Below are 26,839 nucleotides of genomic sequence, written 5' to 3' on the forward strand. Positions count from 1 at the left end.
GATGCGCGCGGCGGGTCCCGCGCAGGTAGGCTGGGCATGATGAACGACGCGCCGATCGGGATATTCGACTCCGGTGTCGGCGGGCTCACGGTGGCGCGGGCCATCCGCGCCCAGCTGCCCCGAGAGTCGTTCGTTTACATCGGCGACACCGCGCACTCGCCGTACGGCCCGAAGCCCATCGCCGATGTCCGCCGCTACTCCCTCGAGGTGCTCGACACGCTGGTCGAGCAGGGCGTGAAGATGCTGGTGATCGCGTGCAACACCGCATCAGCCGCCATGCTCCGAGACGCTCGCGAGCGCTACGACGTCCCGGTGGTCGAAGTGATCGGCCCCGCAGTGCGCCGCGCGGTCTCCACCACGCGCAACGGACGTGTCGGCGTGATCGGCACGGTCGGCACCATCGGCTCCCGCGCCTACCAGGACATGCTCGAGGTGAACGAGAGACTGCGGGTGTTCACGGCTGCCTGCCCGCGTTTCGTCGAGTTCGTCGAAGCCGGGATCACGGGTACCCCCGAGGTGCTCGCGGTCGCCGAGGAGTATCTCGCCCCCCTCCGCGACGCCGAAGTCGACACGCTCGTGCTCGGTTGCACGCACTATCCGTTCCTCCGCGGCGCCATCAGCTACGTCATGGGTGAGGGCGTCACCCTCGTCTCCAGCGATGATGAGACGGCAGGCGACGTCTACCGTCAGCTCGTGCGGGGTGACCTCCTCGCTTCACCCGACGCCACGGCCAGCTACGTCTACGAGGCCACCGGCGCTTCGACCGACGACTTCACCGCGTTGGCCAACCGACTGATGGGACGCGAGGTCCGGGACGTGCAGCTCGTTCAGACCGGCGTGATCACCCTCCCCGAGATCGCTTTCGAGTAATCCGGATCGAATCGCTCCGATTCGATCCGCCACCCCGACCTGAGAGAAGCACATGTCCGAAATCGTCCGCGTCGACGGCCGCTCCACCGATCAGCTTCGTGAGATCACCATCGAGCGCGGCTGGAGCGCGCACGCCGAAGGATCGGCACTGATCAGCTTCGGCGGCACCAAGGTGCTGTGCACCGCATCCTTCACCAACGGCGTCCCGCGCTGGCTGACCGGCAAGGGCAAGGGCTGGGTCACCGCGGAGTACTCCATGCTTCCGCGCGCCACGAACAGCCGCAACGATCGGGAGAGCGTCAAGGGGCGCATCGGTGGTCGCACCCATGAGATCTCGCGCCTGATCGGTCGCGCGCTGCGCGCCGTCGTCGACACGAAGGCGCTCGGCGAGAACACGATCGTCATCGACTGCGACGTGCTGCAGGCCGATGGCGGTACGCGCACGGCGGCCATCACCGGTGCGTACGTGGCCCTCGCCGACGCCATCGAATGGGGCCGGGAGAAGAAGTTCATCGGCAAGAACTCCTCGCCGCTGCTCGACTCGGTCGCGGCGGTCTCGGTCGGGATCATCGACGGCGAGCCCATGCTCGACCTGGCATATGTCGAGGACGTGCGCGCCGAGACCGACATGAACATCGTCGTCACCGGCCGTGGGCTCTTCGTCGAGGTGCAGGGAACAGCCGAGGGCGCACCGTTCGACAAGCGAGAACTTGATGCTCTGCTCGAGCTCGGTCTGGCCGGATGCGCTGACCTGAAGGGCACGCAGCTCGCCGCGTTGCAGGGGGAGTGATGATGCGAGTCGTCCTCGCCACGCACAATCCGCACAAGGTCGCGGAGTTCCAGCAGATCGTGGAGCAGACACGCCCCGACCTCGAGATCGTCGGCTATGACGGTCCTGAACCGGTGGAAGACGGCGTGACGTTCGCCGAGAACGCGCTCATCAAGGCGCGGGCCGCCGCTGCTCACACGGGACTCGCAGCCCTCGCCGACGACTCCGGCATCTGCGTCGATGTGCTCGGCGGCTCGCCTGGGGTGTTCTCCGCGTACTGGGCGGGGCAGCGGAAGGATGCGGCGGCGAACCTCGAGCTGCTGCTGGACCAGCTGCACGACATCGCCGACCCCCACCGCTCAGCGCACTTCACCTCGACGATCGCCCTCGTGCTGCCGGACGGTCGGGAGCAGGTCGTGGAGGGACGCTGGCCGGGTCGCCTGGCGCATGCGGCGTCGGGCGCCGGCGGCTTCGGGTACGACCCGATCTTCGTCCCGGACGGTCAGCCGGCCGGGGAGGAGCGGTCGGTGGGTGAGTTCACCTCCGACGAGAAGCAGGCGCAGTCGCACCGAGCGCGCGCCTTCGCCGAACTGGTTCCCCTGCTCGCTGCGCTCTGAGCACCGTCGGCGCGAGAAACCGCTGCTGAAGCTGAGAATCGTTACCCTTCCCGACTAGCCGGAACCCGCCTTCCGGGCCTCGATCCCGGTCTAGCCTGGGGGCATGCACGATCACGCACCCGCCCCCGGTGGCATCCGTTCCGCGAGCAGCAGGCGCCTGCTCGCGATCTCGCTGTCCCTCACCGCGACGGTGATGATCGTGCAGGTCATCGGCGCGCTGCTCTCCGGTTCTCTCGCGCTGCTCGCCGATGCGGCGCACATGTTCACCGACGCGTCCGGCCTCGTGATCGCTCTCATCGCCGCGACCGTCGCCGCGCGCCCGGCCGATGACCGGCGCACCTTCGGGTATCAGCGCGCCGAGGTGTTCGGGGCGCTGATCAACGCGGTCATCCTGATCGCCCTCGCGACCTGGGTCGCGATCGAGGGGATCGGGCGCCTCGTCAATCCGGGAGAGGTCGAGGTCGCAGGCGGGCTGATGCTGGTCGTCGCGGTGGTCGGACTCCTCGCGAACGCGGTGTCGATGTGGCTCTTGAGCCGCGCGCAGCGCACCAGCATCAATGTGCGCGGCGCCTACCTCGAGGTGATGGGCGATCTGATCGGGTCGGCCGCCGTGATCGTCGCCGCCGTGGTCATCCTCATCACCGGGTGGATGCCGGCGGATGCCATCGCCTCGCTGTTCATCGCCGCGATGATCATCCCTCGGGCCATCGCTCTTCTGCGCGAGGTGTTCTCGGTTCTCGCCGAGTCCGCGCCGAAGGGCACAGCGGTGAGCGAGATCCGCACCCACCTGCTCGGATACGACGGCGTCGTCGGGGTGCACGACGTGCATGTCTGGCAGCTGACCCGCGGGGCCCCGGTGTTCACGGCCCACGTCAGCATCGAGCCGGAGCTGTTCGCCGACGGACGCTCGTCGCAGCTGCTGACCGAGATGCAGGCGTGCCTCGCCGACCACTTCGACGTGGAGCACTCGACCTTCCAGATCGAGCCCGCGGAGCAGTCGGACTGCGAACCGCACCACGCCTGAACGGTCCGTCCTGCTCTCAGTCTTCGACGGAGATCTCGTCCGGGGTCTTATCCGGGCGCAGTCCCCGCCAACGGGCATGGCGAAGCACGCCGTCCGGTGTCCAATTCGCGAACTCGACCTCGCCCACCACTTCCGGACGCACCCACAGTGCGTCGGAGGCATCGGGAGCGGGGACGCCGGCAAGCGGAGCGGCATCCACGCGCAAAGGGTCGAGTCGTGTGAGCAGGTCTCTCAGGATCCGGTCGGTGAAACCGGTGCCCACGCGTCCGACATAGCGCAGTCCGCCCGCGCCTCGGGTCGGGTCGGGCACAGCGAGCAGCAGAGATCCGAGCGTGCTCTCCCTGTCGCCTCTACCGGGGCGGATGCCGACGACCACCGCCTCCTGCATCCGCGTGTGCTTGAGCTTCAGCCAGGACGGGGAGCGCTGCCCCGGCCGGTACCGCGACTGAGGATCCTTGACGACCACACCCTCGAGTCCGAACTCCCGGCTCGCGGCGAGTGCCGCGTCCACGTCGTCGAACACCGGAGGGACCTGCACCGGGGCATCGAGATCGGCGATCAGCTCATCGAGCAGGGTCCTGCGCTCGCGCAGCGTCATGCCGGTGAGGTCGTGGCCGTCGAGACGCAGTAGATCGAACAGCATGTAGACGATGGGAGTGCGCACCACTTCGCGTTCGATCTCCCGTGGCCGGGCGAGGTGCATCCGGTTCTGGAGGAGGGAGAAGCTCGGCCGGCCGTGGGCGTCGAACGCGACGATCTCGCCGTCGACGACGGCATCCGCCACGGGGAGGAAGGGGGCGCCGTCGGCCGTGAGTTCGGGGTATCGAGCCGTGATGTCCGTGCCGCGGCGCGCGTGCAGCAGCATGCGCCCGTCTGCCCAGGTGCCCAGCGCGCGGATGCCGTCCCACTTCACCTCGACCCAGGAGGGGTCGCTCAGCGCACGTGCCACTCCCGGGGTGCCGTTCTCCGCGAGCATCGGCGCCATCGGAGCCGTGGCCGCAGGGGCGACAGGGGCGGGAGAGTTTCGGGGATATCGATGAGTGCGATGCGTCTTCGCGGGTTGTGCGAGTGGAGCCGTCGCAGGCGGGCGGAGCATCGCGAGCGGGTCGATTCCCGTGGCGGCGCGGGCCAGCACCTCGTCGAGGTCGAGCTGCGCGAGATCGGGATCGTCGAGCTCGTCCCACGTGCGCGGAGCCGCGACCCAGGGCTGCGCGCGACCGCGGAGGGAATACGGCGAGATGGTGGTCTTCTTGCCGTTGTTCTGGCTCCAGTCGAGGAACACCTTGCCGCCTCGGACCGCCTTCGTCATGACGCTCGTTGCCAGATCGGGGTGGTCGTTCTCGATCATCCGTGCGAGTTCTTTGACGACAGCGGAGACCTCGTCGCTCGTCTGTTCGCCCGGCAGGGAGGCATACAGGTGGATGCCCTTGCTTCCGCTGGTCACCGGCAGAGGGTCCAGCCCCATGCCGGACAGGAGGCTGCGCGCGATTCGGGCGACCTCGGCACACTGCGCCAGCCCCACACCCGGGCCCGGGTCGAGATCGAGGACGAGCCGATCGGGATTGCCGGGAAGGCCTTCTGGGGAGAAGCGCCACTGCGGCACATGAAGCTCGATCGCGGCGACCTGTGCGAGCCAGACGAGAGTGGGGACGTCTTGGACGAGCGGGTACTCCTTCGGGCCGTCGGAGTGCTGGATCGCCTGTCGGGGAATCCACGAGGGGGCGCCCGGCTCGAGCTGTTTCGTGAAGAACGCGTCAGCGGGGGCATCCGCGGTCCCGACCCCCTCCACCCAGCGCTTGCGGGTGACAGGGCGCCCGGCGAGGAGCGGGAGCAGGAGAGGAGCGATGGCCGTGTAGTAGGCGATGACCTCGCCTTTGGTGGTCCCGGTTTCGGGGTAGACGACCTTGTCGAGGTTCGTCACACGCAGACGTCGACCGTCGACCTGCACGATCTGTGCTTCTGCGACCATGGGGCCAGCGTAGTCAAGGTGCACCGTCGTCGAGTGGCACCGTCGAGTGACCGCCTCGTCAAGGGACTGGTCGCGACGGCTGTGGCTGGTGTCTACTGGTGTGATGAGGACGATCTGGAAGGGCGCACTGACGTTCGGGCTCGTGAACGTCCCGGTCAAGGTGTATTCCGCGACCGAGGACCATGACGTGCCGCTGCATCAGGTGCATGAGAAGGACGGCGGACGCATCCGCTACCAGCGCACCTGCGAGGTCTGCGGGGAGACCGTGGCATATGCCGACATCGATCGCGCCTACGTCGACGAAGGTCAGACCGTCGTGCTGACCAAGGACGACCTCGCCGCCCTCCCCGCGGAGAAGAGCCGGGAGATCGACGTCGTCGAGTTCGTGCCGTCCGAGCAGGTCGACCTGCTCACGCTCGACAAGCCGTACTACCTCGAGCCCGACTCGAAGTCCCCGAAGGCGTATGTGCTGCTGCGGAAGACCCTCGAGCAGACCGACCGCACGGCGATCGTGCGCTTCACGCTGAGGCAGAAGACGCGGCTCGCCGCGCTCCGGGTGCGGGGGAAGGTGCTCGTGCTGCAGACCCTGCTCTGGGCCGATGAGGTACGCGAAGCCGCGTTCCCCGCGCTGGACGAGGACGTGCGGATCTCGAAGAAGGAACTGGAACTGTCGGCCTCCCTCGTCGACAGCTACTCGGCGGACTTCGATCCCGAGGCGTTCGTCGACGAGTACCAGAAGGAGCTGCGCACCCTCATCGACGCGAAGATCGAGGCAGGTGACACGTTCGACGTCGCCGAGACCTTCGGAGAAGCCGAGAAGGCGGCCGAGGGCGGCGAGGTCATCGACCTCATGGAGGCGCTGCGCGCGAGCGTGGCGCGCTCGAAGGAAGAGCGCGCCAAGAACGCGGGGTGAGCATCGGGCGCCGAGCAATCGGCACCCGATGCTCGATCAGTGCTTGCCGTCGCCGTCCAGGTCGGGGGCGCGATCGAACACATCGGCGTCGAGCACGAGCTCCTGCGCTTCCTCGGCATCGGTGACCACGTCTTCGCCGGCCGCCTCGGCCTTCTTCGCCTTGTGGCGCTCGGAGAGGTAGTGCCACAGCGTGACGAGAGCGGTGCCGCCGACAGCGGCGAGCAGGATGAGGTCGATGTAGCTCTCGACGAACGCAGCGACCGGCGGGATGAAGCCGATGAGGTAGCCGAACATCGTGAGTCCGAAGCCCCAGAGGACCGCACCGATCAGGTTGTAGAGGGTGTACTTGCGCCACGGCATGTGGCCGACGCCGGCGGCGACCGGGGCGAAGGTGCGCACGATCGGCACGAAGCGCGCGAGGATCACGGTGATGCCGCCGAAGCGCTCGAAGAACGCGTTCGTGCGTTCGACGTTCTTCTTGCTGAAGAGGCCCGACTCCTTGCGCTCGAAGACCGCCGGTCCGCCCTTGTGGCCGATCACGTATCCGACCTCACCGCCGACGAAGGCCGCGAGTCCGATCAGGAGGGCGACCCACCAGACGCTGATGCCGAAGACGCCGTGCTCCGAGCCCGCGATCGGGTGCGAGAGGAGGCCAGCGATCACCAGGAGGGTGTCACCGGGGAGCAGGAATCCGACGAGCAGACCGGTCTCCGCGAAGATGATGAAGCACACCACGAGCAGCGCCCACGGGCCGGCGGTGCCGATGATCGTCGCAGGATCGAGCCAGGGGATGAGAGCGGTCGGTGCGTGCAGCATGGTTTCGAGCACTGGGGGAGTCCCGTCGGTCGTGAATGGTCGGCGGTAGAACAGAGCGATGTCGTGGCGACCAGGGAAGGCCGTCGTCGTCTCTCGTGCGGAAGGTGGGACTTGAACCCACACGCCCTGGGGCACAGGAACCTAAATCCTGCGTGTCTGCCAATTCCACCACTCCCGCGCGTTGGAATCAGTCTACTGATCACAGAATCGGCGTGTCTGGGGATCAGCCCGCAGTCCGCGCCCGCCGAGGGACGGGAGTCCTCGGCGCGCTTGTGGATAACTTCGGCGGCCGATGCGGATAGTTGCGAGGATGCCGGAGTGAGCCATCCGTCTGCCCTTGTCGCCGAGCGCGTACGGTCGCGTCTGCGCGCCGAAGGCATCGACCCGTCGATCGATCCGGATGCAGCGTGGCGCATCACCCACGCCGAGGTCCGACGACACGACGATCTCGCGCTCGCTCGCGGCGAGGCACTGATCGACGATGAAGCGGCGTGTGTGCGCGAAGTGATGGCGTCGCTCAGTGGTTTCGGGGCACTGCAGCCGCTGCTCGACGATCCGGAGATCGAGGAGATCTGGGTGAACGGAACCGGTCACGTGCATGTCGCACGGCACGGCACGGCCGAGCGGACGACGCTTCGCCTCGACGAGGTGGCGGTGCGCGACCTCGTCGAGCGGATGCTGCAGTCGACCGGCCGGCGGGTCGACATCAGCCAGCCGTTCGTCGATGCCTCGCTGCCCGACGGCTCGCGTCTTCATGTGGCGATCGCCGATGTGGTGCGTGGCTCCTGGGCCGTGAACATCCGCAAGTTCCTGCCGAAGTACCGATCCCTCGAAGCACTGACGGCTCAGGACATGATGCCCACTGATGTCGCGGTGCTGCTGCGGGCCGCGATGAACGAAGGTCGCAGTGTGATCGTCTCGGGCGCCACACATGCGGGCAAGACCACGATGCTCGGCGCGCTGCTGGCCTCCTGCGCCGATACGCAGCGCATCGTCACCGTGGAGGAGACGTTCGAGCTCGCCGTGGACGGTCCTGACCTCGTCTCGCTGCAGGGACGGCAGGCGAGCATCGAGGGGACGGGGGAGATCACCTTGCGCCGGCTGGTGAAGGAGGCGCTGCGGATGCGACCGGACCGCCTTGTCGTCGGAGAGGTCCGCGATGCTGAAGCCCTCGACCTGGTGCTCGCGCTCAACACGGGGGTGCCGGGAGCATGCACGGTGCACGCGAATTCCGCGACCGAGGCGATCGAGAAGTTGAGCATCCTTCCCCTCCTGGCCGGACGGAACATCGACCGGACCTTCATCGCACCGGCGCTCGCCGCGTCGATCGACCTCGTCGTTCACTGCGTCCGAGACGGAGCGGGGCGACGCCAGGTGCAGGAGATCATCACCCCGACGGGCGACGTCGACGAGGGAAGAGTGCGCACCGTTCTGGTGTACCGGGCGGGGACGCGGGCAGGCGGCGAGGTCGTGACCGAGTGGACGAGCCTGCGTGCAGTCGGGGTGGCATCGTGACTGTGCTCGTCGGTGCCGTGCTCGCGGCGGGGGTGCTCCTGTGCCTGTCGCCGTGGATGTGGCCGCCGTCCGACGATGGCGTGCCGACGCCGCGGCAAGGACGGCTGGTCCGACTGATCGAGGAAGCGGGGGTGGACGGAGTCTCGCAGCGTGCACTTCTCGCTGTCGTCATCGCGGCCGGGCTGGTCGCCGCGTCGGCCGTCTGGCTTCTGACGGGAATCGCCGTGCTCTCCGCGCTGGCAGGCCTGGCGGGAGCCGCCGCACCGATCGTGTTCCTGCGCGCACGACGGTTGCGACTGCGACGGTTGCGGCGCCAGCTCTGGCCGGACGTATGCGATCTTCTGATCGCGTCGATTCGGGTCGGCTTGTCGCTCCCTGACGCGGTGGCGAGTCTGGCGGAGTCCGCGCCGAAGATGCTGAGGCCGGCGTTCGTCGTGTTCGCGAGAGATCTGCGGGCCACCGGCAGGTTCGAGACCAGCCTCGACCGGCTCAAATCCACGCTGGCCGACCCCATCGGAGATCGCATCGTGGAGACCTTGCGGATGGCGCGTCAGGTCGGCGGCACCGAACTGATCGGCGTGCTGCGCGCGCTCTCGAGCTCTGTCCGGGCGGATGCGGCGCTGCGGGGCGAGGTCGAAGCACGGCAATCGTGGATTCGTGGTGCCGCCGTTCTCGGGGCCGTCGCACCGTGGGTGATCCTCGGCTTGCTCGTGCTTCGGCCGGAGGGTGCAGCGGCGTACGGCACTCCCGAAGGCGTGCTCGTGATCTGTCTGGGAGCCGCTGTGTCGCTCGTCGCTTTCCAGATCATGGTCCGCATCGGGCGGCTCCCCGAACCCCGGCGGTGGTTCGGATGAGCGCGGTCTCGGTGCTCGCGAGCGCCGTCTTGATCGGGTGCGGCTTCGCGGCGGGCGTGCTGAGCGTCCTCTCCGCGCTTCCACGGTGGAGAGCGGCATCGCTCGCCGTGCGGATCGGGCCCTACGTACGCGACGTCGTCGCCGACCACCACCTGCCCAGAGGGGTCCTGCCCGCGGTGGGCGCGCTTCCGACGAGTGGGCGGACGCTGTGGGAGCGCGCACGAAGCGGCTTCGAAAGGCTGCTCGGCGGGGGAGAGGCGCTCCGCCAACGCCTCTCTCAGGCCGGCGTGCGGACCGACCCGGCCGTGTTCCGGGGACGACAACTGGGATGGGGCCTCGCCGGGATAGGCGTCGGGGCGGTCGTGTTGACCGTGCTCGCGCTCACCGGACGCCTCTCGGTGCCGACGAGTGCGATGCCGCTGCTGTGCGGAGCGCTGGCGGCCGCCGCGTATGACGTGCAACTTTCTGCGCGGGCCAAGGCCCGACGGGTACGGCTTACCGACGAGCTTCCGACGACGCTCGAGTTCTTGGCCCTCTGCCTCTCCGCGGGCGAAGGGTTTCTCGATTCTCTGCGTCGGGTTGCGGATGTGGGTTCCGGTGAGCTCACCGCCGAACTGCGCCAGGTGGTGCTCGCTGTCAGTACCGGCTCGCCGCTGTCCGACGCACTGAACGAGATGGCGCGACGCCTTCAGCTTCCCGGACTGTCGCGCGTCGTCGACCAGGTGATCGCAGCGATCGAGCACGGGGCGCCCCTCGCCGCGGTACTGCATGCGCAGGCCGGTGATGCACGGGAGGATGCGAAGCGTGTGCTGATCGAGCAGGCGGGGCGCAAGGAGATCCTGATGCTCCTGCCACTGGTCTTCCTGATCCTCCCGCTCTCGGTGCTCTTAGCGAAAGTCAAGTTAAGGGTATGTTGAGGCTGGTCAGGAGGTGACATACTCCCACTGCGGCACCGCAACACGCCAGCGACACGCCGTGGATCGATTTCCACAGGAATCCGAATGTCGGCGGTGCGGCGTTGCGCGCCTCTTGTGGATGGACCGCACGACGCGGCCCAACATCCTTGGAATCTCGCGGCACTTCCACCGAAAGGGGGGAGCGCTACCTGTGGATGAAACGGTGCTCTACCTGTGTTGTATCGGTGGAGAACGGTGGATAACTACACGGATGTAACTACTACCCCTTGCGGCGGGCGCACGTGTCGGTCCCCATATGTAGTGTTGTAGTACCGGACGGCGCAAAAAAGCGACCCACGTCGGACGGTGCCGGGACGTAGGCCGCAATTCTCTCTGGCGGGAGATTTCTAGCCTAACTCCTTCTCGGCTGTCTTTGGGTCACCGTAAGTGAGATCAACATGGCTAGTTCCTTCAACATCTACAAGACGCTGGGCAAGACGCAGGTCAACACCCAGTACTACTGGACGCTCGAAGCAGAGAACGGCGAGGTCATCGCCACGTCGGAGATGTACCAGAGCAAGGCAGGTGCGCAGAACGGTATCGCCGCCGTGAAGCGCGTTGCACCTGGTGCGCGAATCCTCGACGTATCCCTGTACCAGTAAGTCGGATCAGCCAGAGGGTGTCGGCTTCGGTCGGCACCCTTTGGTGTCTGTCAGATGGGACGCACCCAAGCGGTGCCGTTGCTCACCTGAGGCGCGAGAGGCGTCCAGGTGGAGCCGTCTGAGTAGTTGAAGGGTACCGGCACCCACGCGCCGTTGACCGACACGTACGCGCCCGATTCTGTCATGCCGGAGGCGGTGCTGGACCAGCCTCCCCAACCCACGGCGTTAGAGCCTCGGGAGCGGAAGTAGTAAGTAGTCGCGGGGTTCAGTCCGCTGAAGGTTGTAGTTCCGTTGGAGGCAATCGTCTGCACCCCCGTGGTGAAGCCCGCGTTAGTTGCAAGCTGCGCCTGCCAGCCTGTGATAGCTGAGCCGCCGTCCGTGGTGCCGGAGAAGCGGTAGCGGAGGGACGTAGGTGTGGCCTGGTCCACTCCCACGGGTACGGGAGCACCCGGAACGGTCGCCCGACCGATGTATACACCGGGAGAAGAGTAGTATCCCCCGAGACCGGACGTCCCCGTAGCCTGCTGTCCGATGGTCACGTACTGGGAGTAACCGACACCCCAGCCACCAAGCTCACGAGAAGCGAATCCCTTAGACAGGGAGACAGTTCCACCCACGCCAACGCCATTTACGGTACCGAACCAGTTGTAAGACCCGACGAACGTCTGAGGGTCAGAGCAGAGAACATAGAAGCGGACGACAGAGCCGTCATCCGTGACGCGGAGGGTACCGCGATTACCGACGCCGAAATCAGCCATGTGTTACCCCGGTAGCTTGATCCAGATACGCCCGTTGGCGTGTCCGGGGTCAGCGGCCTGAACGTAGATGCCTAGGTTCTTCAGGGCCTGCGTTGCGGTGGTCGCGCCGGTACCGCCTCGGCTGATCGGGCGGGTTTCAAGCTTGACCTCTGCGGCGTTGTCGCGGGTCTCCGTGATCTCGTCTGCGCCGTCCTTCACCAGGTCCAGGTTCGGGTTAACGATGGTCCAGCCTGCGGCGAGTGCGTTGTCTCCAAGTGCCATGATTAGGCGTCCTTCCACTTCAAAGTTGGGGTGACCTGGCTCCAGGTCTGGGTTGGGTTCCAAAGGACCCATGAGCCGGGGAGAGCGTCGGTAAGTCCGCGCGTCTCAATGCGGTTGATTCCGGACCCCAGGTCCAGCTCCACCGCGCGAACCTTTCCGGTCTGCGTGAGCGTTCCGGGGAGGTTCACGGTTACGTCCATGCCCGGGGCGGCTGCGTACTGCCCCACGACCGTGACGGACTGCGTGCGGCCTCGACCGGCGAAGCTCGCGAGGATCGAAGCGGCAGCGCCGGGACCGGGGTACTCGCGGTTGATCTCGCGCGTGATGGTCTTGCCGTTGGGGTCCCCGGCTACGTCATACGCCGTGCGAGAGCTTCCCTCGGCGTCGGTCCACTCGTAGATGCACACGACGGCATCCGCCCACGTGTCGTCATTTCGGGTGATCGAGTCGGTACCCTCGGTGGCGTTGTGCCCGGTCTGAGCAACCACGTACCCCGGCACCTCGTAATCAGCCGGGTCCACCAGCCGCCATACGCGCTCCTCGTCACAGAAGAGACGAAGGCCAGACGTGTTGATGAGCGGCTGTAGGAAGTCGAATAGCGACTGTCCAGGAGTCCAGTTGAAGACCTCGGGAAGGCGCTCGATACCGTTTGCGGGGCGGCGCTCGCTCACGGAGTTGTTGACTACAGGGGTGCTCTGTCCTGTCCAGTTGGTGACGTAGCCAGCGGGCGCGGTCGTACCGGAAAAGAAGTCCAGAAGTAGCGGACCCTGAGTCAACATGAAGCGGTCAAAGCCGAAGGCCTGAGAGCCAGCGGTTGCCACAGCGGACACGTAGATCATGAGCGCCTGAGTACGCGGGTCCTGGATGGTGAACGTCAGGTCTGCGCGTGCCCACGTGTAGGGGGCGGTGCCGCCCGACGACGGCAGCGCTACAGGCGTGGACTCGATCTGACGGAAGACCGTTGAGCGGGTGCTGTCCATTTCGTAAACGCGAAGGATGAAGTTCTGCGTTCCGGTCATGCCGTTGGACTTGTTGCCGTACGCGCTGAAGGTCCACATGTCGCCCTTCTTGACGTTGACCGTCTGCGGCATGGCAAGGAACGCCTGACCGGCTGCGGCGCTGGTGATGATTGGGTACGGGTTCCCGTCAACGCCGTTGGCGGCGGACCAGCTCAGGGTGGCGTTACCGGCCTGCGTGAAGGCCCCGCCTCCGTTGATGCCGTTGGGGTTGAGGATCGCGTTCTGAGCGCTCCAGCGCGCCGTGAGGTCAGCGTCTGCGGTGCCTGGTGCGAGCGATGCGCCGATCTTTCCCAGCGCCCAGTTGCAGACAGCGCGGAGGCTGGCTTCATGCTGGCGCGCGGAGGAGTCAACGGAGGTCGAGACGTTCTTCCGGTCATGCAAGAGGATTTCGTCTGACGCCAATTCAATGTCGATCGTCCCGGCCTTGTGGTCGACGGTGCGTGAGCGTAGCCCCAGGTCGTACTCCCGGGTCACGCCGGATACTCCCTCGGTGGTGGTGATGGTGACGCGCTGAGGGTTGCGGGGGTCGATCTGCTCCAGTAGCTCCAGCGAGGTCAGAGGGACCGTGAAGTTGGCCGTGACATACGGGCTGTAGTTCTCATCCAGACGGACCTTGCCCTCACTGATCTCCAGCTCAGCCTCATAGGTGACCACGGGCGGAACGTGGTGGATGAGCTCAATGTCGTCCCACGTGTAGCTTCCGGCAGGGAGACTGAAGCTCTGTGCGGTGGATGCCGCCGTGTAGGTCGCACCCGCCTGAATCCACTTGGCCGTACCCGTGTCCCAGCGCCATCCTCGGAGCGTGTACTGGTGCCCGATCTGGAGGCCGGTGAAGGCGCGTGCGGCACCGTTCATGAGGGCGGCGTAGTTACCCGTCCGCTTCAGTGAGGTACCTACGGTTCCGCTGGAGAAGCCGTCACGCCCGTTATTGGTGACGTAGGTGTTGGCCGTCAGGGTGATGTTGTCCCAGGTGCCAATGTCGCCGGTACCGCCGTTGGTGGTGGTGATGCGGACGACGTGGCTTGTCGCTGTGGCTACGAAGGCGTAGGACGCGGTGTTGTTCGCGGCGTTGGTCAGGTTAACGTTCCCTGAGGTACCGATACCGTCAACGCCGATGGTTCCCGTCGTAACTACGGGAGACGGCGCGAGGGCGCACCCGATAGCGCTGACAGTGTAGGAACGCCCTACCGTCAGACCGGTGAAGGTGCGGCTGAAGTTTGGTGTGGTTGTGGTGCCGTTGCCTCCCACGGTAAGGCTGCGCTGTCCCTGCGAAAGTGGAGCGCCGCCCCAGAGGGTGTTGACCAGCTTCCCGCCACCGGTCAAGGCCCAACCGTCAAGGGTGTTGGTCTCGAAGTTCTGGAAGTAGACCTGGAAGCTAGGAGAAGTCGCGTAGGACTCGAAGCCCCATGAATACACCGTCTCGTCGTACCCAGGGACAACGATGATGGGGTCAGCAACCGTGATGGTTGCGGACGCCTCAGGACGTACGAATATGGAGGTCACGCCTCGACCTCCTGGAAATCAATGGAGACTTCCCAGCGCTTGCGGTCGTCGGTTAGACGGATGCCTACAGAGCCGTCCACGATGTAGCGCATACCGACCACCGGGCGGTCTGTGTCAGACAGGGTGAAGCTGGTCTCGCGCTTGTGCAGCTCGACGGCGGCGAACGCGGCGGACTCCTCGGTGAAGAACAGCGCAAGGGTCCCTGAGCGCGGGCGCGGACGGATGAGGGTTACCCCGATGCCGCCGCCGATGATGTCGTGTACGACGTTCTTAGACTCCAGAGAAGCCTCATAGCCCAGCACCAGCGTTGGGGAGACGTTGGCGCTTGTGCCGTCGTTCGGGATGATGAGTGAGGTCACGGTACGTTGCTCCCAGCCGGGGAGACGTACTTCCCGTAAATCTTGATGGTCTTGCCGTTGTTCTGGCTGATCCAGTTGTTGAGTCCTGAACTCGCTGTGGAGGTGTCCACGTTGACGGTCGCGTTGCCGTCCGGAACGCCGTAAATCTTGCGGCTGATCGCGTCCACGTCAGAGGTGGCCTGTCCGGTCTCGGCATCGATGTAGACCTGATGACCGTCAGGAAGCGTGATGATGGTGTCCCCGAACTCGTCTACGGCCTCGGTAGCCCCAGCGGTCGCGCGAGCGGTGTCGATGAGGTACCGACTCATAACGTCGGCACCCTGTGCGCCGCGCTCCATCTCTCCGGTCAGGAGGTTGAGTGCATCCCGGGCCTTGTTGTATTCGATCTCGGCAGGGGTGAGCGCGAGAAGAGCAGAGCCGTTGGCTTCCGCCATTTCCATAGCGGCCTGAGCGTCCTCCTCGGAGGCCTTCTTCTTCTTCTCTAGCGCGGCCGAAACCTCGTCAATGGCACCCTCGGAGCCAGCTAGTGCGGCAACTGCGGTGTCAATCGAGACACCCCAGAGCTTGGCGTTCTCGGTTGCGACCTTGTAGCGGTCGGGGTCGGTGATGATGTCACGGACCTTTGCCGCCTTCTGGTCGAAGGACAGGACGCGGGACCCTGCCTCAATGAAGGCGTCCGCCCACTCGGCGGCGCGGGCCTGAGACTCCTCCTGCTTTTCCTGCACGTCCTCGAATCCGGCCATTGCCAGACCGATTCCGGCAGCGGCAGCGAGACCCGCGATAGCCCCAGCGGGACCAAACCCGGCAAAGGCGTTGGCGGCAATCTCCTGGAACGCATCCACGATGGATTCCGCTGATCCGTCGAAGGACGCGGCGGACTCCTTGGCGGTGGAGTTGGCTTCATCACCAAACTCCTTCACGCCGTCTTCGGCCTTCTCGAAGGACTTCTTGGACTTGTCGCCTACGTCGTCTACCGTGTCGCGAACGTCACGGAGACGCTTCTCCAGGGTGTTGGCCTCGTCGGCTGCTTCCTCGGCTCCACGCTCCAGCTTGTCGAAGGCCTGCTTGCCCTCGCGGTCTAGCTTCTGTACCTCGTCGGCGGCGTCATCTAGGGACCCCTCCAGGTCGGTCAGTGACGACTTCATGTCGTCAACACCACGGAGCCACTTGCTCGCGTTGAGCATGGCGTTGATTGAGAATCCTCCAGCCATTAGCTGGCTCCTTCCTCGATTGCCTCCGCTGTCGTGCGGAGGAGGGTCTGGACGTAGATGGATGCCACGCGGGGAGCGATGTCCTGCGCGGCGGGGAAGACCACGCGCCCGTCCCGTCCGCGATGCCAACCGAAGCCGCGCATGGTGCGACGGGTCACGGTGTGGGAGCGGCCACGTGGAGAGCGGCGGGTGTACCGGCTGTAGCGGTCCATGTCAGCGCCGAACTCGGCACCGGAAGCCAGGACCTGGGACGGGACCCCAGAGGAGACCCGTCCCTTGGTCGCTGACTTCAATGTGACGTTGGTAGGCGTCACTGAGCTGACGGACGTACGGACCAGGACCGCCTTCTGGATCGGCGTAACCGCGTTCTTTGCGAGCGCGGGACGCCACTCCTTATCCACCAACTGCTTGGTGAACTTGCGTGTCTGCTTGGTCAGCTCGGAGGGCAGGACTTTGAGAGCCAGGAGGGCCTGCTGTAGTTCCCGGCTCTCGAAGACATCTACCCCGCTCGCCACGGTCAGACTGCGGGCACAGGGTCAGGGCGTCCGGAGACACCCAGGGTGACGGTCGCAGTCGCCCAACCGTTTACGGCTCCACCGATAGAACCGGGAGAGACGATGACGGTTGCCTTGAATGCGGGCTGACCTGATCCCTTACGCGGGCTGAAGAGAACTTCCCAGCTCGCGCCTTCCTCCTCGTGGAGCTTGTAGCTCAGCGAGTCTGGGTTAGACCAGTCCTGCGCATATGCCAGGGTGCAAGTCCAAGTGGCTGTGGAAACGTCAGTGAAGGTTGCCGTGGGCGTCATACCCTGCCAGGTCGAAGAGCTGGATGTGGGGGTGAACGTGACCTCGGAAACGTGGGCGGCGTAGTCGTCGCCCTCAATGGACAGAATTACGTCCTTCAGAGTGAAGGCCTGTGGTGCGGCTGCTGTAGCCATAGTTACTCCTCCTCGGGAGCGTCATCCGGCTCAATCGCCGGCTCAGGATTGGGGTCGTAGGGAATGCCGATCTGGAGGGCGAACGTGTGCGCCCAGTTGGTCGGCTGGTCCTCGGAGTCGCGGCCATAGGTGGCGCGCTGGGAGCTGGTCAGCTCGGCAAAGGGAAGCTGCTGGAGAGCGGCTTCCACGGTCTGCTCTGCGTCCCATAGGTCGTCATCTGCGGCTTCCATAGACGAAGTGACGGGAGACACGTAGGTGACCTGAATCTCGTATCGCTTGCCCAACGGCATAGGACCGGCGAACTGGACAGAGGAAGAGACGTAGCTCAGGAGGACGGCGGGGCGTGCGAGATTCCCCAGGGTGGCCTCCACGGTGTAGAGGTCCCAGGTCTCCGGAAGCAGAGGCTCCAGGTACTCGGCTAGCTGCTTACTGATCGACGGCATTAGCGCACCTTCGGAACGGCGGTGCGTGGACGTAGAAGCTGCTTCACGTGCCAGTCCAGAGGGTGCAGCGAAATCGCCATACCGTCCGGTCCAAACGTGGAAGCGCCGGGAGCCTTTAGAGTCGCGTTCCAGATATTGCGGGCCTGGATGAAGTGCGCCTCGCGGTGACCGGCTGGAATCTCCAGAGCGGACTCCGGGTCCTCGTCATCTAGCGCGGCCTGGAAGATCGCAGAGAAGTTGATCTCGCTCAGTGTCAGGGGCGCGTAGGCAACGCACTGCTCCCACGACACAGCCAGAAGCTGCTCCAGGGTGCCCGCGTCGGGAGCGCCCACACCCCAACGGGTCTGAGCCTCCTCAACGGTGTACTTGGTGAACATTGCTACGCGCCCCGCTCGCTTACGCGCCCGCTACGGTGACGCTGCGGATAGCCGCTGCGTTCTCGGCAATTGAGGCGTAGTAGGTGAAGACCGCGAGATCGACACCACCGTGATGCACGTCCAGACCCTCAACGAGAATCGGGGATGGTGAAGGCGTGAAGAACTTCACGGCTTCCTTGGCACCCACGATGACCTTGCCCGTGCCGATGTTGGCGGGAACGATCTTGAAGGATGCGAAGTCACCTTCCTCTAGGCCGAATCCGGCGTTCAGGAAGGCGAGCTTGTCGTCATCGTTGGTTAGGAGAATGTCGCGGTACAGCTCGGGCGAGACAAGCGCAAAGCTGGGACGGTTCTCTGTCTCGATGACAGCGAGAGCGCCGTCAACAATCGCGGCCATTCCCTTGTCCACTCCAGCCGGAACAACACCCGGAGCGGTCGTGGTGGCAGCGGCCATGATGGCGGCAAGCGCCTTGGCGTCTAGCTTGCGAGCTACGTCCTCCGTCTGGTTGCGGAAGTACGACTCAATAACGGGGAGGTTGTTGAAGTCGCGGTAAATGCGGTCAAGCTTGTGACCACCGGCAAGACGCTGAGCCTTGACGGTTACTTCCTCGGTGTCGATGACGTTGCTAGGGACCTCAGCGAGGTTTCCGGCGTAGTCCCCAACCTGAGGCTTGGAGACCCAGCGCCATCCACGCGCGGTCGTGTCGGTCAGCGGTGCCTGCGAAATCAGCGGCATGAAGCGCTGAGAGTAGGCCTGCTTCTCCCACAGCTCACCCAGGGCTACAGGCGACGCAGTGTCGTCGTAAATGGTGCGACCGGAAGGACCGGACTCCTGAATGTTCTGGATGGCGAAGTGACCGGCGCGGCGGAATGCCTCGGCACCTTCAGCGGTGGGGTTTGCGGCCTGCGCGAATAGTGCGCTCAGGCCTGTGTTGGTCTTTGCCTCGGGCGTCAGGCCCTCAGGCTGGAATAGGTCAGTCACTTTGGACTTCTCCTCATCTGTTGATTCCTCGTCAGGGCCTTCCTGCGAGCTGGTGTCCTCGGACTGCGGGTCTTCGGAAACTGGGGTGACGCGCTCCAGCACCTCTGCGAGGGCCTCGGGGTCAAGTGCGTTTAGGGCCTCCACCACGGCGTCCACAGCGGCCTCCTCCTCGGGAGCGAGGGCGAACAGACCGGCGTTGGCGAATGCGCCTTCGGTGACCAGAGCGGCACCGGTCAGGCGTGCTGACTTCAGGTCGGAGTCCAGGTAGCGGACCTCGGCGCTGAGCTTGCGTAGGGCGTCCTTCTCTTCCGTGAGCCAGGCGTCCGCCTCGTCGGTGTCGCCTAGCTGGAACTCGGCATAGACGTAGTTCTCGCGAACCTCCAGGACGGTGGCGCGGCCTACCGGGTCCTGCGGGTCATGGCGACGGTTGAGGGTGACAACGGAGGGGTCACGGGGAAGGTTGAGGGTGTCGGCGGTGAAGTAGCCGACGTGGCCCGTCTGGCTCGGGCGCGACTTGACGCCCAGCTCCAGGAGGTTGCCGCGAAGCTTGCGCGACTCAGGGTCAAATGCGAACTGTCCAACCTGAGAAGGGGAATCATTCTCAATAAGAGGCTGGGAAAGGTCCTGGTTTTCGGTCATGGGTTAGTCCTCGATATCGGGACCGGCGATTGCCGGAGTAGGGGTAGGCCCGCGCTTGGACGTGAAGTCAAAGCGGACCTTCTGACCACGGGGCACGACGCGATCAGAGGACAGAGCCGCCTCCAGCGGACCTACCCAGTACGGAACGGTGGTGTCCCAGAGGACCTGGCTCTGGCCCTCGCGGGTCTCGTAGGTCAGGGATGCAGTGTTGGGGGTACCGTCCAGAAGGGCGGCAGGGATATTCAGGTGGTTAGCGATATCCGTTCGGGAGGCGTTGATAGCGCCCTCGTAGAAGTCGGTCAACTTGTCACCGTGAACGCGGACCTCCACTCGGGAGTCCGTGAACCCGACGCCACCGTTAGCGGCGCGTGCGGCGGACCATGCGTCCACCAGGCCGTCTACCTCGTCCTGAGTCAGCTCCTCGTCACTGATCTGATGAAGCTCGACCAGCGGAACGGGAGCGATGGCGCGAGCGGCGCGGGCGCGAGCGAGTGCGCGAGCGGCCTTCACGTCGGCGGCTCCAGTCGAGAGGAGACCACCACCTCCAGGACCGGGGACAACCATGACCAGCTTCTGGTCAACAACCTGTCCGTCAATGCGGACGTTGCCCTCAGAGTCCTGGTCCCAGCGGTCATAGCGGACACGCATGATGTCCACGGGGTAGCCGTCAGCGCCCATGTCGAAGGCGAGTAGAGAACGGTCGTAGAAGATGAAGTCATCCAGGACCATTGACCACGTGTGCCACGGGGAGATACCCGCGTCAGTGCGGTAGGTCCAGGTGGGCTGCTTGGCTACGCGCTCAGACAGCCGGTAGACAGCGAGCGGGGCGTCAGCCACAGCACCGCAGATAAGGGCGCGGCCCTTCTTGACTCCACCAACCTGGAGTGCGGAGGCACGCGAGAGAATATCGCCCTCTCCCTTAAACAAGTCCTGCGCAACTAGGCGCTGGATTGTCGATTCCTCCTCAATAGGGAAGATCGGGAAAGGGACCGTAGCGGTGGAGGCGTTTGGGTCGCCTAGCAACCAATCCCAGAAACGTGCCAAAAGGGACTCCTTTGTAAATGCATTGTGTCCTAATACAATGGTAAATGCATTTACAAAGGTCTATTTTTTGATGTTTGTATAATGGAATTAGCCAACACGCATTGTCGTAATGACTGCTCGCTTTTCTTTTGTCTCCGTGTCGTAGAGGCGGAGGGCCAGAGCTGCGGCCTCTAGAGCACTCACGTCATCGTCCGGATGACTGGGACCGATACCCCAGGACGTTGACTGCCGGAAGCCGCGCTTGACGGCCTTGGCGGCTGCGTCGTCCATTGCGGGCTGGCGGTAGTGGCGCACTCGTCCGTTGGCTGCGTCGTCTACCAGAAGCGCGGCGGCGGTGCTCACCTCGCGTGTGGTCTGTGGGTGCAGCTTGGTACGCGGTCGGGCGCGCTCCAGCTTGTCCGCCTCGGAGCGGGCGAAGGCATTTACCGTGTCGTACGCCACCGGTACCTTGTAGCGCTGCGCAAGCTCGTAGACCTTCTCGGCTACCCAGTCGGTACCGTCACGGTGCTTCATGCTCAGGAGGTGCGCGTGGCCCAACTCGTCGCGCCACGCGGCCACCACGCTTCCATGCTTGCCGTCTCTGTCCATGCCGTATGCAAGGGCAAAGCGCGTTGGCGGGGTGACGGCAGAGGGATCAGTGTCCAGCCCCGCCGCCTCCCAGTCTTCCGGCGACACAATCGCGTCACCTACAAGGTCAGTGCCGAAGATGCCGCCGTACTCGCGTAGGAAGCGCTCGACGGACGTTGACTCCAGCTCGAAGAACTCGCGGATATCGGCCTCTAGAGCCAGGCCGCACTCCAGACCCGGATGCATGGCGCGCACCAGCTCACCGGCGCGGTCATCCCAGCTCGCTAGGTCCTCCTCAACCGTGAGGTCTGGGAAGGCGTAGCGGAGCCGTCCGTTGAGGTCCTGGAGAGCGCTCCAGAGGAGCTGTCCCTTGCGATAGGACCCAGCCGTACCCGTTGCGACTAGCTGCGGTGGATAGTCGCGCAGAGCCGCTGTGGCGATGAAGGCGGGCATGACCGCGCCCAAGATGTCCTCACCCACGGAGAGCGTTGCTTCTCCGGCCTCGTCAACCCACACCAGGTCATAGCTGGACCCTCGGAAGCTGGCACCCTTGGGAGACTTCACGGCAAAGCGTGAGCCATTGGGGAAGCTGACATAGGCACGGCCTGGAGCGCGGTAGAGCTTGAAGGGACGTGTGGACTCGTCGGGCCACAGCGCTTCCAGCTCATCCACAACGCTCTGTCCAAAGACTTCATGCGCCTTCCCGGCTGCGGTGGTCATGGTGAATGCGGCGTTGTACTTCGGACGCAGGGCGCACCGGCCCAAGGTGATAATGGTCAGCGTCTTGGTTTTACCAACCTGACGGGGGAGGAGTGCGCCGTTAGTGCGCTTGCCCGCGTTAAGCACGTCGGCAATCAGAAGCTGGTGCGGAAAGACGAAGGTCAGACCAAGCAGACGGCAACCCTCAATGAACTCTGCGCGGGTCTGCTCATTTGTGACCAACTCGGAGTGTTCTAGAGGCTCCAGGGCTAGGCTGCGGAACGCAATCCACGCCTCCTCAGATCGCAAATCCTCGGGGGACGCCTTCTGTGGGATTTTTTTCTGCTGCAATGCTGACGGCTTTGGTGCTTCACTCAAAGAATCCATGCGAAGTCACCACCCCGGCTCCCTTTCATCCCTGCGCTTGGCTGCGTAACGGATGGAGTGGGATAGGTAGGCACCAGCCTGGGTATTGCAGCGCACGTGCTCGGGCCATACGTTGGCGGGGTCACACAACGCACCACCTAGACGTACGTCGATGACGTGGCCTAGATGCCAGCGCGTACCCGCACGAATAGCACCACGGCAACGGCGGCACTGGATACCACCAGCGTCAATGCGTGGCTGCCATATCTGAGTACGCTGCTGCTTACTGAACTTCAACCACTCAGGGCTACGGTGTGCATTACTCACAGTGCATCCACCACCCTGCGGTACCTCAGCTCACGCAATGGGTCTGTGGTGATCTCAGCCACGGCCAGGAGGGCGAGCTTTGCTACGTCACCATTCACGTGCTCAACGGCACGGAGGCGGGCCTGGTGCGCTGCGTCGGCTGCGGCCTTTACAGCTACGTCAGTCTTGGCCTTCTCGCCTGCGGTGCGCGTACGGTGCTGCTTATTGAAGCGGGCCTTGTTGTTGACCTGAGGCTTGGCTAGCTCGGGCAGAGGGGCACCGGCTAGGGCTGCTGCCCGTACCTGAGCCAACAGCTCGGTAGGGTCTTCCACCTGACGCTTGAAGCGCTTGTATACACGGGCTGCTGCGGAGCAATACTCACAACGGCAATGCTTGGAGTTGTAGGGGCGGGGGGTTCCGTGCTCTAGGTACGCGGGCGCTACCCGCTCGGATAGCTCAGTCACGCTTGCCGTTCACCGCGTCCAGGAACTCGTCTACTGACGCGCTGGATCGGACAGTCAGGAATGCCACGGGACGCGGGTCCATGCGCTCAGCGAGGTTGCGCAGGGCCTTTGCAATCGCAATCTTCATGTGTGCCTCTTTCGATTAGTGAGGGATATTTGTCCCTGCAACTAATTATCCCAGAATTGACACACCCCTATTTGGAAGATAGGTCCGCAGACTACTTAGCTGGGAGTCTGCTGAGTTGTTATATAGTACTAATCCATTCTTTCCCCTTACCCATATACTTCCCCGTCCTAGACGTTTACACGTCTGCGGAGAATGGGGAAGTGGGGAATGGGGAAGTTGAGGGGTTCGAAAACACACCCCTGCGAATAGCTGCTAGAATAGAACCACGGCAAACTTCTTGAGTCAGTGGTTGACTCGGTGTTATCGCCTCCCCGGGATAGACCTCCTTCAAATACGGTTCCTATCCCGGGGTCCAACAACTTAAAGAGCACCGGTACTTTAGCCCGGATGAGTGGTAGCTCCCCACAGTCAGAGGTTGAGACTCCACTCATATACGTAAGCTCTAGTAGCTAGCCCCACCAGGATTTCAACCTCCCTGGTGGGGCTTTTACTTTAAGAGGTTGAAATATGGCTAACAACGCCAACAACATTGCACATCTATTTGACCAGGGCACCGATGTAACGGTCTGGCTATCAGAGTCTCGCGTGATAGGTGGAGTGGTCTACTTTGCTGACGTACTCGGCATCTGCATTGCCCGCACCAATGAAGGTCTGAGGTACTACCCGTGGACCTCGGTTGAGTGCGTGCAGCGTGCAATCGAGGTTGCTCGATGAATCCTGAGTACGAAGAGACCTACGGTCTCAATCACTGTCTCCGCCTCAACGGCCTGAGCTTCATCTATGACCCGGACCTGGACGCCTGGACGCATGAGCGCCGCATTGACGGGGTGTATCGCCCCATCGTCCTGACCGGTGACCAGATTCACCTGCTCACCCTGGACGGCAAGGTCAAGCTGACCGTGTGGGAGGTGGATGAGGATGAGTGAACCACTCGACTGGGGGACCTTCCTCGACTACGTAGACCGAACTCTGGACCTCCCGGACGGTGCCACCCTCGCGGGCATGAAGCCGGAAGAAATCGCGGAGCTTCCGTCCGTGAAGTTTCGCGAGACCGTGCGGAGTCGATACCTCGCGCGGAAGGCAGACGCATTGATCCGCGCGCATGAGTACGGGGAGCAGAAGCTGGTCCTTAGCTCGGAGGCGGATATCCGCAACCGGCCTAGCCCGGAGTGGTTGGTGGCTGACCTGATCCAGGAGAACACGATTGCCCTTCTGGCTGGTCCTGGAGGCTTGGGTAAGTCCTTCCTGGCGCTCGGGCTGGCGCGTGCGATTGCGTGCGGTGCCCCGTTCTTCGGGAAGCAGACTAAGCGCGGGCGCGTGCTCTACGTGGTGGCTGAGGGAGCGGCTGCGTTCGGTGATCGTATCGACGCTTGGAACGAAGCTCACCCCTCCCTCCAGGTGCCTAGGAACGCCGTCACGTACGTGGAGGCGGGCGTCAACCTCCAGGTGGAAGAGTCGCTGGAACAGGTGCGCGAGCTGATCCGAGATGGGGAGTACTCCCTGGTCATCCTCGACACCCTGAATCAGCTTGCCTACTTTGAGAATGAGAACAACAACGCTGAGGCCGGTACGGTCTTCCGCAACATTCAGAGCCTGCGCATGGCGCGTGAGGGGACCAGCATCCTGGTTCTCGACCACACCCCAGCCGGAGGCGGGAAGGCGCGTGGAGCCACGGCCAAGCGGGACAACTCGGATACCGTCATCATGGCTATCCGGTCGAAGCTGAGGACCCGTCCAAGGGCTTCACGCTGAGCACAGCGAATAAGCACAACGGCAAGCAGAAGGACGGCGCGGAGCTGACCTGGCACGGGTTCAGCCTCCAGTCCAAGGGACCCTCTGCCGTCATCGTCAACAACGGCGGTAAGCGTCCTGAGTCGAAGTGGTGGCCTCCGGTCCTCGCGCTGCTCGGGGACGGTCAGCCGCATAAGACGCCGGAGCTGCGCGCGGCGGCTGGCGTGAAGGGTGACATGAAGACCGCTGAGGGTAAGCGATTCGGGCGCGAGCTGGAGTACTGGACGGCAGAGGGATTGGTGGTCAAGGCGGGCACCACGTCCAACACCACCTACACGTTGGCTGCTCAGGTTGCGGCGGTGACTGAGTGATTGACATTCGGTTGCTGTACGTACGTGCTCGCTTCCGAGAGGCACAGGTTGCACTTAAGCTCCTGCGTACGCAGAGATTGTTGAGGGACTAATGAACAAGATGAAGGTTGCGGTTATCTCGCTCAGTGCCGCCGTAGTGGTGCTGCTGGTCATCGTCGGCGTGGTCCTCTTCAACGTCCAGCGCTCGGTCCAGGAGGCTGACTACCGCGCGTGCATGACGGATCGCGGCGTCTACGACACGTCGAATACCTCGGACATGGTGGACATGGCTGAGGCCTGCCACCAGGCCGTCTACGGGAACTAGGGCAGGAAGGGGTGGCCCGGAATCTGGATGCGCTTTGCGCCCTTACCGCCCTTAGCAACGGTGATGTCCAGAGTCCGGGCCAGGTCCCGCTTCTCCTCGATCCCCAGACCGTCGAAGTACTCCACCCATGCCTGGGTGAAGTCCAGCCCCGTCCCAGTCACGCCGTCCATAAGCTCGGCAATCCGCGCGGCCTCTGAGCTAGCCGTCCGGTTCTCCAGGCGCTCACGCTCTAGCCGGGTGATCTCTCCATCCAGGCGGGCAAGCTCGCGGGTCACAACGGCCTTGTCCACACCCTTCACGAAGAGAAGCTGTGTGGCCTCCTGACGGTCCTTCTGAGCCTCTACCAGCTCGGCCTCTATCTGGCGCACCTTCTCGACTCCAGCGGCCTCCACGGTGCTCCAGCGGGCGCGCTTGTTGGCCTCGAAGTAGAGCGCCGTCCGTACCCGGTCCTCAGCTACGTGCTTAGCAATCGACACGTGCCGCCGTTCGTCCCCGGCTTCACGCTTCCGCTCGGTCTGGGTCTGGCACATGTAGAAGTCCTTCTTGGGGAGCATCTTCATATCGCACACCCCGCACTTCATCACGCCGGAGAGCCACGACTTAGCGACCGGCCTACCCTGCGGGGAGGGCTGTAGCTCCAGCTTCAACCTCAACTCCTCCAGGTCGGCGCGGCTGACGATGGGCGCAATCTGAGACTCGACCTCCAGCGGCTCGCCTTTGTGCTCGACCACGCCCGCATTCCTCCAGCGCCGGAGGACGTTCTTCACGCTCGCGGTGCTCCAGAGCTTGCCAGAGGGACCAAGCAGACCGGCTGCGTTCCACTTCCTCATGAGCGAGGTTGTAGAGCCTCCAGCGAGGACGTGAGCCACACCCTCCCGAATAGCGTCTGCCTCATCCGGCTCTAGCTCCAGGCCTCCGCGCTTCCATCCGAACGGGGTACGCCCGCTGATTGGCTTGCCCTCCTCCAGCCGCTGGCGGTGAGCGGCCTTGATGCGGTCAGACTTGTGCTCTGACTCATGCGCGGCAACGTCCACCTTGATGCGGAGGAAGAGCTTCCCGTTGGCGGTGGTCAGGTCCACACTCTCGGACACGGTGCGGATGTTGGCACCGGACTTAGCGTTGAGGTCGATCAGGCGTTCGCCGTCCTCTGGCTTTCGAATGAGGCGGTCAAGGTCCCAAGCTAGGAGGGTGTCGAACTCTCCGGCCTCGGTGCGCTTCAACATCTCCTCAAAGGCGGGGCGTACCCGCTTGCTGTAGCCAGACGCGGAGATGTCGTTGTCCTCGAAGACGGCAGCGATGGTCAGACCGATACGAGAAGCCAGTTCCTCGCATTCCTTCCGCTGGCGGGAGACACCGCGTCCCAGCTTCTCGGAGTCGCGAGAGATACGCAGATAGAGGGCAGTCCGTGACATACCCCTAAATGTAGCGTGCCGTTCGCCGTCTATCCCGGACTCTTCATCCTCCGA

30 protein-coding genes, 1 tRNA gene and 1 pseudogene are annotated in these 26,839 nt (G+C 64.2%); 14 read left to right on the top strand and 18 right to left on the bottom strand.

Features of this window, described 5'->3' with window-relative positions; genetic code table 11:
- Positions 1-39 precede the first annotated feature (39 nt).
- From murI to ACIQLD_RS17755, 4 genes are all read left to right on the top strand, one after another.
- Entirely contained in the window at positions 40-870 is an 831-nt protein-coding gene (gene murI / locus ACIQLD_RS17740; RefSeq protein ID WP_402610132.1) for a glutamate racemase, read from the top strand.
- 52 nt (positions 871-922) lie between these two features.
- Entirely contained in the window at positions 923-1,660 is a 738-nt protein-coding gene (gene rph, locus ACIQLD_RS17745) for a ribonuclease PH (protein ID WP_402610134.1), read from the top strand.
- Positions 1,660-2,256: an RdgB/HAM1 family non-canonical purine NTP pyrophosphatase gene (gene rdgB / locus ACIQLD_RS17750; protein ID WP_402610136.1), complete on the top strand. Its 597-nt coding sequence runs from the start codon at positions 1,660-1,662 to the stop codon at positions 2,254-2,256. Before rph ends, rdgB begins: the two co-directional genes overlap by 1 nt.
- A 103-nt stretch (positions 2,257-2,359) precedes the next feature.
- Positions 2,360-3,280, top strand: a complete 921-nt coding sequence (locus tag ACIQLD_RS17755; protein WP_402610137.1) for a cation diffusion facilitator family transporter — start codon at positions 2,360-2,362, stop codon at positions 3,278-3,280.
- A gap of 16 nt (positions 3,281-3,296) precedes the next feature.
- Here ACIQLD_RS17755 and ligD read toward each other — a convergent pair whose 3' ends face one another.
- Entirely contained in the window at positions 3,297-5,249 is a 1,953-nt protein-coding gene (gene ligD / locus ACIQLD_RS17760) for a non-homologous end-joining DNA ligase (protein WP_402610139.1), read from the bottom strand.
- Between the two features lie 103 nt (positions 5,250-5,352).
- Between ligD and ACIQLD_RS17765 the strand changes: the two genes are divergently transcribed.
- Positions 5,353-6,162: a Ku protein gene (locus ACIQLD_RS17765; RefSeq protein ID WP_021199668.1), complete on the top strand. Its 810-nt coding sequence runs from the start codon at positions 5,353-5,355 to the stop codon at positions 6,160-6,162.
- 36 nt (positions 6,163-6,198) lie between these two features.
- Here ACIQLD_RS17765 and ACIQLD_RS17770 read toward each other — a convergent pair whose 3' ends face one another.
- Complete coding sequence (locus ACIQLD_RS17770; protein ID WP_402610307.1) at positions 6,199-6,978, bottom strand: DedA family protein; 780 nt, start codon at positions 6,976-6,978, stop codon at positions 6,199-6,201.
- A 96-nt stretch (positions 6,979-7,074) separates the two neighbouring features.
- Positions 7,075-7,156: transfer RNA gene (locus ACIQLD_RS17775), tRNA-Leu, on the bottom strand.
- 140 nt (positions 7,157-7,296) lie between these two features.
- Here ACIQLD_RS17775 and ACIQLD_RS17780 point away from each other — a divergent pair.
- From ACIQLD_RS17780 to ACIQLD_RS17795, 4 genes are all read left to right on the top strand, one after another.
- Positions 7,297-8,493 carry a CpaF family protein gene (locus ACIQLD_RS17780; protein WP_402610141.1) on the top strand — a complete coding sequence of 399 codons (1,197 nt, stop codon included), beginning with the start codon at positions 7,297-7,299 and terminating at the stop codon, positions 8,491-8,493.
- Entirely contained in the window at positions 8,490-9,347 is an 858-nt protein-coding gene (locus ACIQLD_RS17785) for a type II secretion system F family protein (RefSeq protein WP_402610143.1), read from the top strand. Before ACIQLD_RS17780 ends, ACIQLD_RS17785 begins: the two co-directional genes overlap by 4 nt.
- Positions 9,344-10,264 (top strand): type II secretion system F family protein, encoded by a 921-nt coding sequence (locus ACIQLD_RS17790; protein WP_402610145.1) that lies wholly within the window; start codon positions 9,344-9,346, stop codon positions 10,262-10,264. Before ACIQLD_RS17785 ends, ACIQLD_RS17790 begins: the two co-directional genes overlap by 4 nt.
- A gap of 437 nt (positions 10,265-10,701) precedes the next feature.
- Positions 10,702-10,905 (top strand): YegP family protein, encoded by a 204-nt coding sequence (locus ACIQLD_RS17795; RefSeq protein WP_402610147.1) that lies wholly within the window; start codon positions 10,702-10,704, stop codon positions 10,903-10,905.
- Between the two features lie 50 nt (positions 10,906-10,955).
- Here ACIQLD_RS17795 and ACIQLD_RS17800 read toward each other — a convergent pair whose 3' ends face one another.
- The 13 genes and pseudogenes from ACIQLD_RS17800 to ACIQLD_RS17860 form a co-directional block, all read right to left on the bottom strand.
- On the bottom strand, positions 10,956-11,090 hold the full coding sequence (locus ACIQLD_RS17800; RefSeq protein WP_402610313.1) for a hypothetical protein: 135 nt from the start codon (positions 11,088-11,090) through the stop codon (positions 10,956-10,958).
- An 18-nt stretch (positions 11,091-11,108) separates the two neighbouring features.
- Positions 11,109-11,663, bottom strand: a pseudogene (locus tag ACIQLD_RS17805) (fibronectin type III domain-containing protein); the annotation flags it as partial.
- 3 nt (positions 11,664-11,666) lie between these two features.
- On the bottom strand, positions 11,667-11,924 hold the full coding sequence (locus ACIQLD_RS17810; protein WP_402610149.1) for a hypothetical protein: 258 nt from the start codon (positions 11,922-11,924) through the stop codon (positions 11,667-11,669).
- Between the two features lie 2 nt (positions 11,925-11,926).
- Positions 11,927-14,446, bottom strand: a complete 2,520-nt coding sequence (locus ACIQLD_RS17815) for a hypothetical protein (protein WP_402610150.1) — start codon at positions 14,444-14,446, stop codon at positions 11,927-11,929.
- Positions 14,443-14,805 (bottom strand): hypothetical protein, encoded by a 363-nt coding sequence (locus ACIQLD_RS17820; protein ID WP_402610152.1) that lies wholly within the window; start codon positions 14,803-14,805, stop codon positions 14,443-14,445. Before ACIQLD_RS17820 ends, ACIQLD_RS17815 begins: the two co-directional genes overlap by 4 nt.
- On the bottom strand, positions 14,802-16,016 hold the full coding sequence (locus tag ACIQLD_RS17825) for a hypothetical protein (protein WP_402610154.1): 1,215 nt from the start codon (positions 16,014-16,016) through the stop codon (positions 14,802-14,804). Before ACIQLD_RS17825 ends, ACIQLD_RS17820 begins: the two co-directional genes overlap by 4 nt.
- Positions 16,016-16,309 carry a hypothetical protein gene (locus ACIQLD_RS17830; protein ID WP_402610156.1) on the bottom strand — a complete coding sequence of 98 codons (294 nt, stop codon included), beginning with the start codon at positions 16,307-16,309 and terminating at the stop codon, positions 16,016-16,018. Before ACIQLD_RS17830 ends, ACIQLD_RS17825 begins: the two co-directional genes overlap by 1 nt.
- 224 nt (positions 16,310-16,533) lie before the next feature.
- A complete protein-coding gene (locus tag ACIQLD_RS17835; RefSeq protein ID WP_402610157.1) occupies positions 16,534-16,953 on the bottom strand; it encodes a hypothetical protein in 420 nt (139 codons plus the stop codon).
- A gap of 2 nt (positions 16,954-16,955) precedes the next feature.
- Entirely contained in the window at positions 16,956-17,396 is a 441-nt protein-coding gene (locus tag ACIQLD_RS17840; protein WP_402610159.1) for a hypothetical protein, read from the bottom strand.
- Complete coding sequence (locus ACIQLD_RS17845; RefSeq protein ID WP_402610161.1) at positions 17,396-17,773, bottom strand: hypothetical protein; 378 nt, start codon at positions 17,771-17,773, stop codon at positions 17,396-17,398. Before ACIQLD_RS17845 ends, ACIQLD_RS17840 begins: the two co-directional genes overlap by 1 nt.
- 19 nt (positions 17,774-17,792) lie before the next feature.
- Entirely contained in the window at positions 17,793-19,394 is a 1,602-nt protein-coding gene (locus ACIQLD_RS17850; protein ID WP_402610163.1) for a hypothetical protein, read from the bottom strand.
- Positions 19,395-19,397: 3 nt separating this feature from the next.
- Positions 19,398-20,438: a phage portal protein gene (locus ACIQLD_RS17855; RefSeq protein WP_402610165.1), complete on the bottom strand. Its 1,041-nt coding sequence runs from the start codon at positions 20,436-20,438 to the stop codon at positions 19,398-19,400.
- Positions 20,439-20,525: 87 nt separating this feature from the next.
- Positions 20,526-22,091 (bottom strand): terminase large subunit domain-containing protein, encoded by a 1,566-nt coding sequence (locus tag ACIQLD_RS17860; RefSeq protein ID WP_402610167.1) that lies wholly within the window; start codon positions 22,089-22,091, stop codon positions 20,526-20,528.
- Positions 22,092-22,384: 293 nt separating this feature from the next.
- On the opposite strand from ACIQLD_RS17860, the gene ACIQLD_RS17865 reads away from it, so the two are divergent.
- A complete protein-coding gene (locus ACIQLD_RS17865; protein WP_402610168.1) occupies positions 22,385-22,639 on the top strand; it encodes a hypothetical protein in 255 nt (84 codons plus the stop codon).
- A gap of 193 nt (positions 22,640-22,832) precedes the next feature.
- Here the strand turns inward: ACIQLD_RS17865 and ACIQLD_RS17870 are convergent, their stop codons facing one another.
- Complete coding sequence (locus ACIQLD_RS17870; RefSeq protein WP_402610170.1) at positions 22,833-22,967, bottom strand: hypothetical protein; 135 nt, start codon at positions 22,965-22,967, stop codon at positions 22,833-22,835.
- Positions 22,968-23,677: 710 nt separating this feature from the next.
- On the opposite strand from ACIQLD_RS17870, the gene ACIQLD_RS17875 reads away from it, so the two are divergent.
- From ACIQLD_RS17875 to ACIQLD_RS17890, 4 genes are all read left to right on the top strand, one after another.
- Positions 23,678-23,893, top strand: a complete 216-nt coding sequence (locus ACIQLD_RS17875) for a hypothetical protein (protein WP_402610172.1) — start codon at positions 23,678-23,680, stop codon at positions 23,891-23,893.
- Positions 23,886-24,719 (top strand): AAA family ATPase, encoded by an 834-nt coding sequence (locus tag ACIQLD_RS17880; RefSeq protein ID WP_402610174.1) that lies wholly within the window; start codon positions 23,886-23,888, stop codon positions 24,717-24,719. Before ACIQLD_RS17875 ends, ACIQLD_RS17880 begins: the two co-directional genes overlap by 8 nt.
- A 215-nt stretch (positions 24,720-24,934) precedes the next feature.
- Positions 24,935-25,069: a hypothetical protein gene (locus ACIQLD_RS17885; RefSeq protein ID WP_402610176.1), complete on the top strand. Its 135-nt coding sequence runs from the start codon at positions 24,935-24,937 to the stop codon at positions 25,067-25,069.
- Positions 25,070-25,160: 91 nt separating this feature from the next.
- Entirely contained in the window at positions 25,161-25,373 is a 213-nt protein-coding gene (locus ACIQLD_RS17890; RefSeq protein WP_402610178.1) for a hypothetical protein, read from the top strand.
- Here ACIQLD_RS17890 and ACIQLD_RS17895 read toward each other — a convergent pair.
- Positions 25,370-26,785, bottom strand: a complete 1,416-nt coding sequence (locus ACIQLD_RS17895; protein WP_402610181.1) for a recombinase family protein — start codon at positions 26,783-26,785, stop codon at positions 25,370-25,372. The genes ACIQLD_RS17890 and ACIQLD_RS17895 overlap by 4 nt on opposite strands.
- Positions 26,786-26,839 lie beyond the last annotated feature (54 nt).

The sequence above is a fragment of the Microbacterium sp. NPDC091662 genome, from assembly GCF_044756705.1.
Taxonomy (GTDB): domain Bacteria; phylum Actinomycetota; class Actinomycetes; order Actinomycetales; family Microbacteriaceae; genus Microbacterium.

Bases quoted from the DNA above. Each gene is read 5' to 3' on its own strand.
- ACIQLD_RS17840 (WP_402610159.1), bottom strand. From the start codon at position 17,396: ATGCCGTCGATCAGTAAGCAGCTAGCCGAGTACCTGGAGCCTCTGCTT.
- ACIQLD_RS17850 (WP_402610163.1), bottom strand. From the start codon at position 19,394: ATGACCGAAAACCAGGACCTTTCCCAGCCTCTTATTGAGAATGATTCC.
- ACIQLD_RS17880 (WP_402610174.1), top strand. From the start codon at position 23,886: ATGAGTGAACCACTCGACTGGGGGACCTTCCTCGACTACGTAGACCGA.
- ACIQLD_RS17875 (WP_402610172.1), top strand. From the start codon at position 23,678: ATGAATCCTGAGTACGAAGAGACCTACGGTCTCAATCACTGTCTCCGC.
- ligD (WP_402610139.1), bottom strand. From the start codon at position 5,249: ATGGTCGCAGAAGCACAGATCGTGCAGGTCGACGGTCGACGTCTGCGT.
- ACIQLD_RS17790 (WP_402610145.1), top strand. From the start codon at position 9,344: ATGAGCGCGGTCTCGGTGCTCGCGAGCGCCGTCTTGATCGGGTGCGGC.
- ACIQLD_RS17870 (WP_402610170.1), bottom strand. From the start codon at position 22,967: ATGAAGATTGCGATTGCAAAGGCCCTGCGCAACCTCGCTGAGCGCATG.
- rdgB (WP_402610136.1), top strand. From the start codon at position 1,660: ATGATGCGAGTCGTCCTCGCCACGCACAATCCGCACAAGGTCGCGGAG.
- ACIQLD_RS17755 (WP_402610137.1), top strand. From the start codon at position 2,360: ATGCACGATCACGCACCCGCCCCCGGTGGCATCCGTTCCGCGAGCAGC.
- ACIQLD_RS17885 (WP_402610176.1), top strand. From the start codon at position 24,935: ATGAAGACCGCTGAGGGTAAGCGATTCGGGCGCGAGCTGGAGTACTGG.
- ACIQLD_RS17835 (WP_402610157.1), bottom strand. From the start codon at position 16,953: ATGGCTACAGCAGCCGCACCACAGGCCTTCACTCTGAAGGACGTAATT.
- ACIQLD_RS17795 (WP_402610147.1), top strand. From the start codon at position 10,702: ATGGCTAGTTCCTTCAACATCTACAAGACGCTGGGCAAGACGCAGGTC.
- murI (WP_402610132.1), top strand. From the start codon at position 40: ATGAACGACGCGCCGATCGGGATATTCGACTCCGGTGTCGGCGGGCTC.
- ACIQLD_RS17825 (WP_402610154.1), bottom strand. From the start codon at position 16,016: ATGGCTGGAGGATTCTCAATCAACGCCATGCTCAACGCGAGCAAGTGG.
- ACIQLD_RS17810 (WP_402610149.1), bottom strand. From the start codon at position 11,924: ATGGCACTTGGAGACAACGCACTCGCCGCAGGCTGGACCATCGTTAAC.
- ACIQLD_RS17800 (WP_402610313.1), bottom strand. From the start codon at position 11,090: ATGACAGAATCGGGCGCGTACGTGTCGGTCAACGGCGCGTGGGTGCCG.
- ACIQLD_RS17890 (WP_402610178.1), top strand. From the start codon at position 25,161: ATGAACAAGATGAAGGTTGCGGTTATCTCGCTCAGTGCCGCCGTAGTG.
- ACIQLD_RS17860 (WP_402610167.1), bottom strand. From the start codon at position 22,091: ATGGATTCTTTGAGTGAAGCACCAAAGCCGTCAGCATTGCAGCAGAAA.
- ACIQLD_RS17895 (WP_402610181.1), bottom strand. From the start codon at position 26,785: ATGTCACGGACTGCCCTCTATCTGCGTATCTCTCGCGACTCCGAGAAG.
- ACIQLD_RS17845 (WP_402610161.1), bottom strand. From the start codon at position 17,773: ATGTTCACCAAGTACACCGTTGAGGAGGCTCAGACCCGTTGGGGTGTG.
- ACIQLD_RS17770 (WP_402610307.1), bottom strand. From the start codon at position 6,978: ATGCTGCACGCACCGACCGCTCTCATCCCCTGGCTCGATCCTGCGACG.
- rph (WP_402610134.1), top strand. From the start codon at position 923: ATGTCCGAAATCGTCCGCGTCGACGGCCGCTCCACCGATCAGCTTCGT.
- ACIQLD_RS17765 (WP_021199668.1), top strand. From the start codon at position 5,353: ATGAGGACGATCTGGAAGGGCGCACTGACGTTCGGGCTCGTGAACGTC.